Raw genomic sequence first — 14803 nt, 5'->3', positions numbered from 1 at the left:
TTAATATTTCCAGATAATTAATGATATAAATTTAGAATTGTTAAAAGATTAGAAGTCCTTTTTTATTGGTCCATATCATACAATAATTATCTTTAAATATCAATGGCTTTTTCCCTACAAACCCTCCCGATGTTTGACCTTATTTCACTTCCATTTATCAGCTGCCCCACTCCTTACATTCAGCAAAAAGAACTACTTTTTTAAGTAAAGCAACTGAAATTCTGTTTAGAAATTTGTTATTCAATTTGCATCGAATTGTCGCTAAATAAATCAATTAGAATTTTCCCTGATAAATTTGCGATAACAATGCTCCTATGATTCATTATTTCTATTTGTGACTTCATCAAGTGTTTGATTATTCTTATTCTTCCAGCTCGTCCAACCATTGTATGAGGCTTTTGCTACAATATCAGCAGCAGTTGATGGAGCAGTAAATGTATAATCTTTCAAAAATACACCCTTTTCGCTAATCACTCCAGAATTAGTCAACTGTTTCAATAACTTCTGTCTCCTAAATCCTTTTGTTTCTGCTGACGGCGAAACCTGTGAATTTTTCAAAACAGTCATGCCATCTTTAGAAAATATAGCTGTTGCATCTGATTTACGAGCTTTTAGATAAAACAGCTCTTGATTAGTCATTGAATCCTGTTCGTTCACAACAGGAGTGAATAATGGATACCCTGCAAAAGACAAAAGTGTAGAGACAGACTTAAATATATCTATCAAATCGGCTTCTCTTGATTCAGTTACGAAAGATTTTTTTGGAATATTCTGCTGTAATTTATATCTATCAGCTTCTAATGCTTTTTGATAGCAATAGTTTTCTAAATATTTAATATCAGCTTTATTTAACTGATTCACACTGCTGTTGGTCGTAAAAACAATCGCAACTGTCCAATTCTCTTTTTTAACAGCATGACTTTTTAAGCGTTCAGCAACATCTTCACTTTCACCAATATAAACCATCGTTTCTGCATTAGCTTGAAGGTACCCATCTTCTTCAAACAAGAAATATAACCCGTTGTAATTCAACTCATTTCGGTCTTTTATTGCCTGATTCAGCTCATCACGAGGAATCAAAATAGACTGAATCGTTCTGGTAGGAATATGACTGATTTGAAAACTTCTAGTATCACCAGTTGGGAAAAAAGTTTGTATTGTAAATGGATTTTTTTTCATACACTACTCCTTACTGTTAATTATCCAGTAGTAACTCTATTTTTCCATCTAAAGAGTTGCCATCATTAATTTTTTCAGATAAATCATTGACGAACGCTCTATGGTTTTTGTAATTGTAGAACTTAACTCCTATCAATCTGACAGTATCATTTTCATTGATAATTTCTATATCGTCCCCATTGATGGCCAATAGCATTTCTTGTTTCCAAGCATCATTAGATTCTAGATGCTCACCTTTTGGTTCAATATAAACTTGATAAATAAATTCATTATCTTCTAAATAAAGAATAAAGTCTGGCATGAACCCCCTCGGACCGTCAAACTCAGTTAATTTGAATCGAGTTGCTTTTTCATCATTACGTATTAAATACACAGTTGAGTACTTCGCCTCTAGCTCGTCAATAAAACTTCCCATCAACTTTACTAAATCAAACTCCATATCATTCACAATAGCGTTAGTGTAAACGAACCAATCTTTCCCCTTCGTGTCGTGCTCTTCGATTCGTTGGGTAACAAGCAGACCTGTTTCAAATTTTGGCACAACTACTTCATAATCCTTTAGAACCTCTCGAACAGCCATTGGTTTGAACACTTTCAATCCAATCTCTTTCTTGTAGTTCCGTCTTATTTTGTCCTCACAAAACGCTAAAAATCTATCAATAATTTCTAACTTCTCATGTGCATTTAAATCAGAAACTGATTGCTCTTTTGGTAAAGAAACAAAAATAGAGACACCTTTAAAATACTGCTCACTAGTTAGAAGTTCTTCCACTGATTGCAACATGGGTAAATATTTTTTTAGATTAGAAAATCGATAAAAAGAATTTCGTTGCAATCCTTTTTTAAAAAATCTTCTATCTACAATCAAAGGTTGTTCATGTCTTTCAATCTGTTCTTGAGTTTGTTTTTCTTGAAATTTGACTTCTAGTGTAGAGCCAATATACTCCACCACCCATTCTTTAGGAATCGTAAACTTATCTAAAGAGTTATAGTCTTCTGGTGTCGTTTTACGACTTTCATTCAAAAATAAATTTCCTTGTTTATATACACTACTCTTCTTAAAAGCATTTTTAAGTCTGGTTGACAAGACACGAACTGTTTCATCATTTGCAGTAATTAAGTTCACTGCATTCATGGATTTCTCTAAATTAGCCAAGTAGTAATGCAGAAATTAATAGTGCATCATAACTCTTCAAGTCCTCAATAACTACAGGTCTTTGCAATTCTTCTCCATCCCAATATTGAGGGAACTCTTTTAAAATGTCTTTAATTTGTTTCATCAACCGAGTATCCATTTGTCAACTCCTAATTTTAATCTTATCTTTTCCATTATATTAATCAGCATTCTATAAGTCATGGGAAATAAAAAAAGACAAGTAGAACTATTACAACTACTCGTCTTTTAGTTAAAGATAATAAACCATTATTCAATATAATTAATTTTATTTCAAATTTCTAGGTTTAAAAGGAGGTAATTCTTCATAATTATTTAAGTCAAATACCATAGCTTTGTGTTCCGGTATAAACGTCCCTTTAAATTGATATCTCATTTCATCTTTCCATTCATCTTCCATTAATGCCCTCAATACATTTCTAATCGCACTATATTGTAGCTTGACACTACCTTTTTGTTGACTTGCTGGCTTAGAAAATGGTATTCCTTTCAGTGAACTAGCTTTACATGCTTGAATTGCAAAAACTCTTTGTTCCCTATCCACTAATGGTTTAACATGACTTGAATAACCTAAACTTTCCGCAATTGACTTATCAAAAGTCACTGAATTTTTATTTATTGTCAATAAATTATTTCCCGAATTTTCGACATTAATTACTTCAAAATTATATTCATCAAAAGTTAACTTTGTCATTTAGTTTTTTTCTCCTTTCAGTAATATTTCATTAATCTGTTCCTTTGTCCATTTTACATCGATCACGATAAACCCCTTGAATGCACCAGATTTAATAGTAGAAACAAACATTTTAGGTTTTTCAATTGCTTTAGATACTTTCTTTCTTATTCCTTTGTTAGGGTTTAATAAAAGTTCTTGAACTAACAGCCAGTCTGCTTCAGAAACAATAGCTGGTACACCATTTTTTAAAAGATATTGTGGTTTTTCTCCTCGATTGATTCTTTTCTTGTGAGTAAAACAATCAACTGTAAATGTTTTTTGCATGATAACATGCCCAAAATATTTTTCATTCCTTAATATCCTATAAACTGATGATGACTTCCATTTATTGCCCATTACTGTTGGAATATGATTTTCATTTAACATATTAGCAATATCAATTGCTCTAATTCCATTTAAGAAACTATGATAAATTAAACGAACAATTTCAGCTTCAGATTCTTCAATGATTATGGTTCCAAACTTATCTTTTGTATATCCTAAAAGATTATGGGTAGGAATAATCGGCAGTCCCTTTTTAAATCTTTCAATAATTGACCAAGTGATTGCTTCGCTTTTTTGTTCACTTTCTGCTTGGGCTACAATACTGAGCATTAACAAGTGTGTTTCGCTTGTTGCATCTAATGTGTTCATATTTAAATCTTCAATAAAGACACCTACCGGATTTGATAACGCTTTCAATTCTCTGTGAATTGATATGAAGTCTAACGTGTTTCTTGAAAATCTACTAATGCTTTTGACAATGATTAAATCAATCTTGTTTAATCGGCAATCTTTCAACATTCGATTAAAATTATCTCTTTTTTTGATAGTCGTTCCCGATGCCCCTCTATCAGCATAAATATCGACCAATTGCCATTCGGGATTGTTAATTATTTTCTCCCGATATGTTTGAATTTGTAACTCAAAGCTACCAGACTGTGATTCAGCATAGGTACTAACTCGACAATATGCTGCTACTCTTTTCTTTTGAAATTGAGGTTCACTGATTGTTGCAGGAATTACTTCTACTATTCTTTCTGAATTAAATGCCTCCCTTATTTTCTTCTGTTGCTTGGTAACTTTCTTCTCCTTTCCAGAAATTTTTCTGCTTTTCACCACATTCTTCACATCCTCAAATTGAAAAACCTACAGTCTGATTATACGAATATTTCCAATAAAATACTAACTATTTTGAAGGAATTTCACAGATAAAATATCTTTTAAATTAAAGATACGCCTAAAAAAATAAAAATTAGTGTCTAAATTATTCATCTCCAAATTTGTTCATTCAATTTTTAAAAATTTTTATCTTTAATTTGAAAATTTTTAGAATCTATTGTTTCTAAAAAAGATAAATAAATAGTTGTATTTACGTTTAACTTGCTATAATAAAAGAAAACCGCTCAGGAGGATACTATGCTTATTATCCCAACTAAAAAGTCACTGCCACTATTTACTTCATTTCCCGACTCGCAACATCATAAACTGGATGACAATCGTTCTTTCTATTCTTGGCACGCAAACTATTTCAATTTAAACAGGAAAAAGATTTTAGTACTAGTCAATGATTTAACCTATTCCCCTATAGTTTTGGCAGATATTAATGTGAAAAACAAAAAATACCTACCTGATTATATCAAGTTAGGCATTGAAGAGGTCTTTAGCTTCAGTCGTGTTCCTTCAGTTCAAATAAAAAAATATTTCCTAAAAGCTGGCAGAATGGAACTTTCATCCGACTATAATCGCTCCCTCATTAGCATCAATAATAATATAATTAGACAACTTCAATATTCTCCTAAAAATATTGATTTTAATACTATTTTACAACTTAAAGCAATGAAACTTCTTGCCGGTATGCCTTATCGTAGTCTAACACCAAGTTATTCAATCAGCACTGAACTGGTTGAAAGGGAGTTAAACAAATTATCGTAGATTTTTTGTTACTCAATAAAATTTTTTTGTGTTTTGAAAAGTCATAAATTATTATCTCAAAATTTTCGTCAAAACACACTTAAAAATCGGCCCTTGAAAAAGTCTGTAAAATCAAGGTTTTTCTCCTTGTTGACAAAAAAGACAGATTGTTTTTAAATCAACGTTTTCAAACCCTGATTTTAAAAAAACACCTCAAAAATGACACGAAGAAAAATTTGTGATGAATTATCCACTAACTTTCATTTCTGAGGTGTTTTTTTTGCTTTATTCTGATATATTCAACAAAGCTTGATATACATGGTCTTGGTCTAAATATTTGCGAGATTCTTATTTTCTCCTCAATCCCACCAACCAAGATGGTATTTTTTATAATAGTTTTTTATTTCCCTATCGTTGGAACTATCAATTAAACTTTTTTTCAATAATGTGATGAATTTTTTTATTTCATTGTGCATCTTTTTTTTCTCTAAGATGTGCCAATGATTATAATTACGATTCATATTTTTAAAATAAGTTAAGAGCAACAATTTTCCAAAAGAATTCTTAAATAAGATGTTTAATGCATAAGTCGTCATTATTCGGTAAAAAATATCATCAATGCCGTAGTCGACACTCTCTAAAATTCTTTCAATATTATTTTTAACAAACTCTTTATTATCACAATTTTTCATGACTTCTGACACAAATGTATTATCATTTTCAGGATTTTTTTTATAAAGTTCTTGTATCATTTCAAAAACATCTGATAAGTCCTCAGCCAATAAATCTTGCTTAATATCTTCAGACCAATCTATTTTCACATCAAAATACACAGATATCTTATGACCCATATTATTTTGAAAATTCTCATACATTTCATCTAAGCTAACTGAGTGTAGAGAACCCATTTTAGTTAGTGCCTCATCAGCTTTTTCTTTATACTTAAGATAATTCTTACCTTTCCTGATCGTGTAGCTTCTATTTTGCTCGTTGTCAGATTCCGCAGGTTCAAACATAGATTCCAATTCTTTTTCCTTGAAATTCACATATTCAGCTAAATATGGCTTGTCTTCTACCCACACACAGCCATTCTCTGTCAAAATATAATATTTTACAAATCGCTCCTCTTGAATCGATAATTCTTGGTCAATATTTTTATACTTCAAATAAAGAAACAATAAACTATTTACATAACCACTATCCCACACGCCAATCGTAGATAACTCATCATATAATTCTTCAGACTTATCTTTTCCCAATGAAAGATTCTCTTTGAACAAACCCCAAATTTCTCTTTTTAATTTTTTGTTGCCTGTCACTCGTCCTTCTAATGTATAAGTGATTTCCATATCACCCCTCCTCACTGAATCCTAAACCTTGTTTCAGTATATCTCGTATAATACTATTTTTAAATAATTACAGATGAACTAATCCTATTATACGATACTACCTAGAAAATGAACATTAAAGACAAAAAGCTTAGCCATTGAATTCAAAATAAAATAGGCGACAACTCCTATGACATAAAATAAAAAATGCGCATTGATTCGGTGATTTTCATTCTCTTTCTATAGTAAAGCTAGAACAATCAATAAATACCCTTATAGCCTCCTCAAAAAAATACATATTATTTTAGAGGAGACAATTATCCTACCTGTAAAATTACTTATTGCATGACCTGAAAATCTAACGCATCCTCGGATATCATTTTTTCTTTATTTCTTGCATTATTTGCCAAATTGATTTTCCATTTAGTCTGGAAGCTAGATCACTTATAATTAATCGATTTCCTACAACCAACCCATATTTCTTTTTTTATAATTGGACTAATAACGACTGCTCTGTCTTTATTGTTTTTAGAATTTTTAATAAGAATTTGATTAGTTATAATATCTTCATCGTTGATTTCACAGACTTCACTAACCCAAAGACCACACTCAATCATCAACATCAAAATCACGACATTGCGCATTACAATATACTTATATGGATATTTTTTGGCACCTACAAACATTTGTTTAATTTCGAAATCTCTTTATCGTAATATCTAAGCAAAATTCCAAAATAATTTCATCCCATTTCATATAAAAAAGCCCCTTCTTATCATTTTTTGATAAAAAAGGACTTCATGCAAACCAACGCATCTATAATTATCCAACTACTAACTACCCGTCATAAACGCTGATACATCAATCATTTTACAACAAACTCTTCAATTCCACATCCGGATACTTGTCTGCGAACCAACGCATGGCAAACTGATTTTCAAATAGGAACAGCGGCTGGTCGAAACGGTCTTTCACTAAAATATTCCTGCTGGAACTCATTTTTTCATCCAGATCCTCAGGGTCGATCCAGCGGGCAGTTTTATTGCCCATAGGCGTCATGATGACCTCTGTGTGATACTCATTCAGCATTCTATGCTGAAACACTTCGAACTGCAGCTGCCCCACAGCACCAATGATATAATCCCCCGTATGGAACGTGCGGTACAGCTGGATAGCACCTTCCTGAACCAGTTGGGCCATCCCCTTGTGGAATGATTTTTGTTTCAATACGTTTTTAGCGGTCACTTTCATGAACAATTCTGGCGTAAACTGCGGCAATTCCTGATAAGAGATATTCAGCTTGCCAGTATAAAGCGTATCACCGATCTGATAATTACCGGTATCGTACAAACCGATGATATCCCCCGCCACAGCATTTTCAACATTTTCACGTGTGTCTGCCATGAACTGAGTCACATTGGCCAACTTGAATTTCTTGCCGGTACGCTGCAAAATCACATCCATCCCCCGGGTGAATTCTCCCGAACAAATACGAACGAAAGCGATTCTGTCACGGTGAGCAGGATTCATGTTGGCTTGAATTTTAAAAACAAAACCTGAAAAATCTTCCTCATAAGGACTGATTTTTTGTCCATCTTGCGTCTCATGATCAGAAGGTTGCGGAGCAAATGTCAAAAAAGTTTCCAGAAATGTCTGAACACCAAAATTTGTTAATGCTGAGCCGAAGAACACTGGGGTCAATTCGCCAGCTGCCACCAACTCTTCATCAAACTGGTTGCCGGCTTCTTTGACCAGCTCTACTTCTTCCAAAACTTGACGGTAAATACTGTCTTGTGCCAAGGCGTGGTCTCCTTCGATTTCTCCCCCAGCATTTAATGAAACGAAACGCTCCCCGTCATATTTTTCCGGATGGTACAATTCAATCCGGTGATGGAAAATATCGTAAATCCCTTCCAGACCTTTTCCCATACCAATCGGCCAGTTCATCGGATAGGAATCTATTTCCAAAACTTCTTCCAGCTCTTCCAGCAAATCCAAAGGCTCCCGACCATCCCGGTCCAACTTATTCATAAACGTAAAAATCGGGATTCCCCGCATCCGACACACCTGAAACAATTTCTTCGTTTGAGCTTCGATTCCTTTCGCTGTATCGATTACCATTACTGCGGCATCCACTGCCATCAGCGTCCGATAAGTATCTTCAGAGAAATCCTCGTGTCCCGGCGTATCCAGAATATTCACCCGTTTCCCTTCATAATCAAACTGCATCACCGAACTCGTGACAGAGATACCTCTTTGTTTTTCGATTTCCATCCAGTCCGATTTGGCAAACTGGCCTGATTTTTTCCCCTTGACTGTCCCGGCATTACGAATCGCACCGCCAAAAAGCAGCAATTTTTCAGTAATGGTCGTCTTCCCTGCGTCAGGGTGAGAGATGATCGCAAATGTGCGTCTAATATTTACATCTTCCTTTAAATGTGTTTTCATGTTGTCTCCTTTAATTTCACACCGATATTTATTCTTGCATCTATTCATTAAATATTTCTTCTACTCATGAGGAAGTTGGATTGATAAGAGTCAGCTAAAAATTCTTTGAAATTATCTTCCACCCCGATAGACTGGAACAAATCTCTCACCATATCTTTCCCCATAGCCTATGAACGTAAAAAATTCACCTAAGCTAGTATATCACGAAGAAGAACCGGAGGAAAGATTTCCAGACAACAAAAAACACGTGGAACATGAAAAACTCCCCCGTGTTTTTGTGATTGATAAAGAATCAATATTGGTTTTTAGTCTGACTGTTTCCTGCTATGTTCAACATGCTTGAATGTTTGAGCTAAAATTTCCATTACATGGTGATCATCCAGAAAATAATAGACTGTTTTCCCTTCTTTGCGGGAAGCAACGAGATGATTGGTTCGCAAAACTTTTAACTGGTGAGAAACTGCTGATTGTTCTAAACCAATCCTCTCGCTAATCGTACTTACATTTAATTCCGATTCGGTCAAAGCCGTCAAAATTTTCAAACGTGTAGGGTCACCTAACGCTTTATACAATTTACTAACTGCCTCGATTAATTGCGGTGTAGGGTGCAGCTCTATTTCGTCCGCCGGCATTTTCTCACATCCTCTGCATTCGTAGTTAATCGTCTATTCATATTATCATCTGTCCCGGTAGAGAAAAATTATTTCTGCAATTCCTCAATTGTTTCTTTGATTTTATCGATTTTTTCAGCCACATCTTCATGGGTAGATCCCTTGGCTGCAATATAAAATTTGATTTTAGGCTCCGTACCGGATGGGCGGATAGCGACCCAACTGCCGTCAGCTAAATAATATTTCAATACATCAGAGCTAGGCTGGTCGATGGTTTCTATTTTTCCGTCAAGATGTGTTCGAGTGCCCGTCAAATAATCTTCCGTGACAGATACTTTAATACCGCCAAAGCCTTCCATACCTAGTTTGCGGGTGTTTTCCATCAAGGTTTTGATTTTTTCCAGTCCTTCGATTCCCGGCATTGTAACTGAAATGGTTTCTTCATCGTAGTAGCCGTAAGTTTTGTACAGGGAAATCAGACCATCATACAAGGATAAACCTTTTTCCTTATAATATGCGGCAACTTCCGCAAGTAAAACCAACGCCTGAATCGCATCTTTATCCCTGGCAAAAGGCTTGACCAAATAACCATAGCTTTCTTCAAAGCCGAATAAAAAGGTTTGAGATTGTTTGACTGTATATTCTTCGATTTTTTCAGCAATAAACTTAAAGCCTGTCAAAACGTCTACTAGTTTAATACCGTAAGATTCACAAATCGCCCGCGCCATCTCTGTGGACACGATTGACTTTAATACCACACCATTTTCCGGCAAAATCCCTTTTTCTTTTTTGGCATTCAGCAGATAATCAATCATCAGCACGCCTAATTGATTCCCTGATAAGATTTTATATTCCCCGTCGGCTAATTGAACTGCGGCGCCTAAACGGTCTGCATCGGGGTCAGTCGCCATCAGTACATCTGCACCGATTTTTTCGGATAATTTGATAGCATACTCAAAGGCTGAATATTCCTCCGGGTTAGGCGAAACCACCGTAGAAAAATCCGGGTCCGGTTCAGCTTGTTCAGGCACGATAGAAAATTCTTCAAATCCCGCTTGGGTCAATGCTTTTTCAGCCAGCATTCTTCCTGTACCGTGCAGCGGAGTATACACTAATTTTAAATCTTTGCCTGCCCGCTCGATCAATTCAGGATCGACGGTCACTGCTTTCATTTCATCCAAATAAAGAGCATCGATTTTTTCTCCAATCATTTCAATCAGCTCATGACCTTCTTCTCCGTGAGGAACAGTCAGCGGATTGTCGATTTTTCTGATATAAGAAATAACCGTGTTTGCATCTGCAGGAGGCATTTGCCCGCCATCTTCGCCATAAACTTTATATCCGTTATACTCCTTGGGATTGTGACTGGCGGTAATCATGATGCCTGCAATACCATTTAATTCTCTCACTGCAAAAGACAGCTCAGGTGTAGGACGAAGGCTTTCAAAAACATAGGCCTTGATCCCATAGTGAGCCAGAACTTTTGCTGATTCCATGGCAAATTCTGGAGATTTATGACGCGAATCGTAGGCAATCACTACGCCCCGTTTTTTTGCTTCCTCTCCCTTATCCACAATCAACTGTGCCAATCCAGCCGTTGCTTGTCGAATAGTATAGATATTCATTCGATTGATTCCAGCACCGATGATGCCGCGCATTCCCGCAGTCCCAAACTCTAATGGTGCATAAAAAGCATCTTTTACCTTTGCTTCATCATTTGCCATTTCGTCCAGTTCCAATTTTAGTTCCGGCAGTAAATTTGGAAACTCCAACCATAAATTATACGTCTCTCCCCAGTCCATTTCCTCAACTCCAGTCATTTTTTCTAGTTCTACCTCTCTATTATATCATGAACAACTGGTTTTAAAAATCTGATTGTCACAGGAAAATAAAGTCTTCTCCATTTAGTCAGAAATTTTTCCCTTTTGATAGTATTGCATTAAAGCTCTTCTGTGAAAAGGTAAAAATCACCTGATGATTTTACTTTTTTGCTCCCGCAAACAAAAAAAGAGGTATGTGTAAAGTACAACACACCTCTTCAAATATGGTCAGATAATATTCATCGACTATCAGACAATCAATGTTTCGGGAAGCTTTTAATCGTCATCTTCCTCATCCACTGAAAAGCCTTTGTGCTTAAAATTCTCAGGGTCTTCATCAAAAAGCACTCTTAGAGTCAAGACCCGTGAACCTTCCATCTGTTCAGAAATCAACGTTACACCATCCACATGATAAGACAAATTTTCTCCTTCATCAGGAATGGTTCCCAAGGCAGTAATTAAATAACCCGCCATGGAGTCCACGTCTTTCATATCCAGATCTGTGTTGAAGGCCTCATTGAACTCATCGATCGGCATACGCCCTTGAATCAAATATTCTGTATCAGAAATTTTTGTGTAAAGATTTTCCACTTCATCTGATTCGTCATCGATTTCCCCAACGATTTCTTCTAACAAGTCTTCCAACGTCACGATTCCCACCATCCCGCCGTACTCATCCAAAAGAATCCCCATCTGATTTTGGGTACGTTTGAATTCCAGCAGCAGATCATCGGTAAAAATCGTTTCAGGAACAAACAGCGGTTCAGTGATGATGTCCATCAAATCCAAATCTTCAAACCCTCGCTTATGGGCGGCTTTCAACAAACTCTTCACATGCAAAACACCGATTACCCGGTCTTTATCGTCTTCATAAACGGGAATCCGCGAAAAATTTTGCGACATAATTTTTTCCAGGTTCTCTTCGATAGGGTCCAGCAAATCAATCATGAATGCATCTGTACGTGGCACCATGACCTCACGGGCCACAGTGGTATCCAATGAGAAAACTCCCTGCACCATCTCTAATTCATCGTGCTCCAGCACGCCCTCTGCTTCAAGCAGGTAGCGCATCTCATCACGAGTCATTTTATTGTCCTCATCATCAAACTTCATCGGTGTAATCCGTCCTAAAAAGTCAGTAGACACGGATAACAACCACACGAAAGGACGTGTGATGACACCGATCGCTTGAATCGGTCCTACGGCAAATTTTGCAACCGTCTCTGATTTGCTCAGTGCAATCCGCTTAGGATACAACTCTCCAAAAACGATAGAAATATACGTCAGCATAATCAGTACTAAAACATTGGCAAGTTTTGTTGCCCAAGGCGCTCCGCCAAATAAAGGCGCCAGTTTTTTTGCAAAACTGTCCGCCAAAGAGGCCCCTGATAAAATATTGACAAGTGTGATTCCCACTTGGATCGTAGACAAGAAATTTCCTGTATTTTTTAATAACTTGGCTAATCGCTGAGCAGCTTTGTCGCCACTTTCAGCTTTTTGCTGAATTCTGTTCTTATTTAATGAAACTACCGCAATCTCCGCCGCTGCAAAAAAAGCATTCAGTAACGTTAACACGGCTAAAATCAAAATCAACACAATTATCGACTGACTCTCGGGGTCAGCATTCATAAGCCATTCTCTCCTTATTTCTTCTTCAACGCCGGAAGTCTTTTCTGCCAGATGTTCACTGATCTGAAAATAAAAACTTCGCGCCAATCATGACGGCAGTTGCCAACTGCTCTCATGATATTCCTATTTTACTTTAATTTTTTCCAAAATAACTGTATCACAAATACCTTAAAACATCAATATACACGTGCCAATCTATTTTTTCTTTATCCCGGGCTTTTTCTCATCTTGAGTGATTGCAAAACTTTCTCTGAGCATCCGCCCTTTTCTGACTTGAATAATATCATACACATGAGAAACAATCGTACGGCATACGGCGTAAAAAGGCACCCCTAAAATCATCCCCAACAGACCTGCAATGTTGCCGGCGACCAATAAAATCAAAATAATCGTCAAGGGATGGATATCCAGACTTTTTCCGATAACATTGGGAAAAATAAAGTTCCCGTCGATCTGCTGTACAACTAGTACCACGACACAGGCCAAAAACACTTTAAGAAGCACGTTTTCCTGATTGCTGAAAAGGGTCACAAGAACGGCCGGAGCTAAGCCTAGATAAGGACCGATATAAGGAATCATATTAGTGATACCGGCGATAGTACCAAATAAAAAGGCGTATTCCACACCAATTAGATAATAACCAATAGCCGTAGCGATTCCCACAAACGTACATTCTATAACTTGCCCGCTGATGTATTTTGAAATTGTCTGCCCCATCTTTTGCAGTAAATGGATGACTTCATCTGCATAACTGTCCGGTAAAAATTTATTTATGGTCGGAATCAAGCGATGACCATCTTTCAACATGTAAAACAAAATGAAAGGAACTGTCAGTAAAGTCAGTGCCACATTGATGACCGTCCCCATGATCGAACCCAAACTAGATGACAAACCGTTGATGAAATTCTTGATGATTGTTCCGATATTCAAATCAAGTTTTCCCAATGCAGCTTCTAAATCTACCTGCTGGACCCAAGGGTGATCCATCATTTCCCTGCTCCACTGCTCTATCGCAGAAATAAACTGAGGCAAGCTGGAAATCAGCTCTGTCACCTGGGTGACCAGTGCTGGGATAATCGTACTCACAGCAAAAACCAGCAGTCCGATCAGTAATAAAAACACTATGACCACCGATAACGTCCGCTTCAATTCAAACTTTTTCTCCAGAAAACTCACCAAAGGATTCACCATGTAATACAAAAAACCGGCAATCAGGATGGGAGCGAACAACGTACTGAAAAATGTGACGATGGGAGAAAAGACAAAATCGATTTTTGTTGATACCAAAACTAATGTGGCCAAAATCAGCAGTTCTAATGACCAGAACATCAATTTTGAGTTTTTTATTTTTTCAAACATTTGAAAGCTCCCTTTTAAAAAACAATATTTTTTTCAATTCTTTTTGTAGTATACTTTAAACAGATTCTTATTCGATAGCAGCATTAGAAACAGTCATTATGAGAATAGTATCCAGTTTTTTAATGGATTTGTCAAAACTATTTCACCATTTTAATAAATTATTTTAAAGGAGCATGCCTATGGAAATCAAGCAAACCACCGACTTGCAAACTAAAATATATCAGGATGCATTAATGCTTCGCAAGGAAATATTTATTCAGGAACAAAATGTCCCCGAGGAACTGGAAATTGATGAGCTGGAAAAGGACTGCCGGCATTTTGTCCTCTACTGTGAAGACGGAACAGCGGCAGCTACTTGCCGGGTCTATCCTTTATCTGACAAGCAATGGAAGCTTCAGAGAGTAGCTGTCAAAAAAAATATGCGAAACCGCCATCTCGGCCGGCACCTCATCCGACATGTCGAAACTATTGCGAAAGAAGCACAGATATCAAGCATTACCTTAGGAGCCCAAGTGTCCTCTATCGGTTTCTATGAATCTTTGAGCTACCGCGTCTGCAGTGAAGAGTTTGACGATGCGGGTATTCCCCACCGTCAGATGGAGAAAGACCTGTAATATTCATCTTTA

The 14803-nt window shown here is 36.4% G+C and carries 14 protein-coding genes; 2 read left to right on the top strand and 12 right to left on the bottom strand.

What is annotated here, in order from left to right:
- Positions 1–312: 312 nt before the first annotated feature.
- The 5 genes from AC4PHI_RS02860 to AC4PHI_RS02840 form a co-directional block, all read right to left on the bottom strand.
- Positions 313–1179 carry a GIY-YIG nuclease family protein gene (locus tag AC4PHI_RS02860; protein ID WP_492200815.1) on the bottom strand — a complete coding sequence of 289 codons (867 nt, stop codon included), beginning with the start codon at positions 1177–1179 and terminating at the stop codon, positions 313–315.
- A gap of 16 nt (positions 1180–1195) precedes the next feature.
- Positions 1196–2314 (bottom strand): hypothetical protein, encoded by a 1119-nt coding sequence (locus AC4PHI_RS02855; RefSeq protein ID WP_492200814.1) that lies wholly within the window; start codon positions 2312–2314, stop codon positions 1196–1198.
- Positions 2315–2327: 13 nt separating this feature from the next.
- Positions 2328–2474: a hypothetical protein gene (locus AC4PHI_RS02850; protein WP_492200813.1), complete on the bottom strand. Its 147-nt coding sequence runs from the start codon at positions 2472–2474 to the stop codon at positions 2328–2330.
- Positions 2475–2621: 147 nt separating this feature from the next.
- Positions 2622–3047, bottom strand: coding sequence for a hypothetical protein (locus AC4PHI_RS02845; RefSeq protein ID WP_492200812.1), 426 nt, complete (start codon positions 3045–3047; stop codon positions 2622–2624).
- Positions 3048–4190: a recombinase family protein gene (locus AC4PHI_RS02840; RefSeq protein WP_492200811.1), complete on the bottom strand. Its 1143-nt coding sequence runs from the start codon at positions 4188–4190 to the stop codon at positions 3048–3050.
- A gap of 297 nt (positions 4191–4487) precedes the next feature.
- Here AC4PHI_RS02840 and AC4PHI_RS02835 point away from each other — a divergent pair, with 297 nt between their 5' ends.
- Positions 4488–5003: a DUF6933 domain-containing protein gene (locus AC4PHI_RS02835; RefSeq protein ID WP_492200810.1), complete on the top strand. Its 516-nt coding sequence runs from the start codon at positions 4488–4490 to the stop codon at positions 5001–5003.
- A gap of 338 nt (positions 5004–5341) precedes the next feature.
- Here the strand turns inward: AC4PHI_RS02835 and AC4PHI_RS02830 are convergent, their stop codons facing one another.
- From AC4PHI_RS02830 to AC4PHI_RS02800, 7 genes are all read right to left on the bottom strand, one after another.
- Positions 5342–6331 (bottom strand): hypothetical protein, encoded by a 990-nt coding sequence (locus AC4PHI_RS02830; RefSeq protein ID WP_492200809.1) that lies wholly within the window; start codon positions 6329–6331, stop codon positions 5342–5344.
- Between the two features lie 419 nt (positions 6332–6750).
- Positions 6751–6954 (bottom strand): hypothetical protein, encoded by a 204-nt coding sequence (locus AC4PHI_RS02825; protein ID WP_492201525.1) that lies wholly within the window; start codon positions 6952–6954, stop codon positions 6751–6753.
- A 226-nt stretch (positions 6955–7180) separates the two neighbouring features.
- Entirely contained in the window at positions 7181–8758 is a 1578-nt protein-coding gene (locus AC4PHI_RS02820) for a peptide chain release factor 3 (protein WP_492200808.1), read from the bottom strand.
- A 305-nt stretch (positions 8759–9063) separates the two neighbouring features.
- Positions 9064–9390 carry an ArsR/SmtB family transcription factor gene (locus AC4PHI_RS02815; protein WP_492200807.1) on the bottom strand — a complete coding sequence of 109 codons (327 nt, stop codon included), beginning with the start codon at positions 9388–9390 and terminating at the stop codon, positions 9064–9066.
- Positions 9391–9458: 68 nt separating this feature from the next.
- Positions 9459–11171, bottom strand: coding sequence for a phospho-sugar mutase (locus AC4PHI_RS02810; RefSeq protein WP_492201524.1), 1713 nt, complete (start codon positions 11169–11171; stop codon positions 9459–9461).
- A gap of 294 nt (positions 11172–11465) precedes the next feature.
- A complete protein-coding gene (locus tag AC4PHI_RS02805) occupies positions 11466–12818 on the bottom strand; it encodes a hemolysin family protein (RefSeq protein WP_492200806.1) in 1353 nt (450 codons plus the stop codon).
- 195 nt (positions 12819–13013) lie between these two features.
- Positions 13014–14177: an AI-2E family transporter gene (locus AC4PHI_RS02800; RefSeq protein WP_492200805.1), complete on the bottom strand. Its 1164-nt coding sequence runs from the start codon at positions 14175–14177 to the stop codon at positions 13014–13016.
- A 179-nt stretch (positions 14178–14356) separates the two neighbouring features.
- On the opposite strand from AC4PHI_RS02800, the gene AC4PHI_RS02795 reads away from it, so the two are divergent.
- Positions 14357–14791 (top strand): GNAT family N-acetyltransferase, encoded by a 435-nt coding sequence (locus AC4PHI_RS02795; RefSeq protein WP_492200804.1) that lies wholly within the window; start codon positions 14357–14359, stop codon positions 14789–14791.
- Positions 14792–14803 lie beyond the last annotated feature (12 nt).

This window comes from Vagococcus sp. QWL-13 (assembly GCF_058683555.1).
The sequence above is the reverse complement of the archived record's forward strand: the minus strand, read 5'-3'. Positions and strand labels throughout refer to the sequence as shown.

Bases quoted from the DNA above. Each gene is read 5' to 3' on its own strand.
- AC4PHI_RS02860 (WP_492200815.1), bottom strand. From the start codon at position 1,179: ATGAAAAAAAATCCATTTACAATACAAACTTTTTTCCCAACTGGTGAT.
- AC4PHI_RS02855 (WP_492200814.1), bottom strand. From the start codon at position 2,314: ATGAATGCAGTGAACTTAATTACTGCAAATGATGAAACAGTTCGTGTC.
- AC4PHI_RS02850 (WP_492200813.1), bottom strand. From the start codon at position 2,474: ATGGATACTCGGTTGATGAAACAAATTAAAGACATTTTAAAAGAGTTC.
- AC4PHI_RS02845 (WP_492200812.1), bottom strand. From the start codon at position 3,047: ATGACAAAGTTAACTTTTGATGAATATAATTTTGAAGTAATTAATGTC.
- AC4PHI_RS02835 (WP_492200810.1), top strand. From the start codon at position 4,488: ATGCTTATTATCCCAACTAAAAAGTCACTGCCACTATTTACTTCATTT.
- AC4PHI_RS02830 (WP_492200809.1), bottom strand. From the start codon at position 6,331: ATGGAAATCACTTATACATTAGAAGGACGAGTGACAGGCAACAAAAAA.
- AC4PHI_RS02825 (WP_492201525.1), bottom strand. From the start codon at position 6,954: ATGCGCAATGTCGTGATTTTGATGTTGATGATTGAGTGTGGTCTTTGG.
- AC4PHI_RS02820 (WP_492200808.1), bottom strand. From the start codon at position 8,758: ATGAAAACACATTTAAAGGAAGATGTAAATATTAGACGCACATTTGCG.
- AC4PHI_RS02815 (WP_492200807.1), bottom strand. From the start codon at position 9,390: ATGCCGGCGGACGAAATAGAGCTGCACCCTACACCGCAATTAATCGAG.
- AC4PHI_RS02810 (WP_492201524.1), bottom strand. From the start codon at position 11,171: ATGGACTGGGGAGAGACGTATAATTTATGGTTGGAGTTTCCAAATTTA.
- AC4PHI_RS02805 (WP_492200806.1), bottom strand. From the start codon at position 12,818: ATGAATGCTGACCCCGAGAGTCAGTCGATAATTGTGTTGATTTTGATT.
- AC4PHI_RS02800 (WP_492200805.1), bottom strand. From the start codon at position 14,177: ATGTTTGAAAAAATAAAAAACTCAAAATTGATGTTCTGGTCATTAGAA.
- AC4PHI_RS02795 (WP_492200804.1), top strand. From the start codon at position 14,357: ATGGAAATCAAGCAAACCACCGACTTGCAAACTAAAATATATCAGGAT.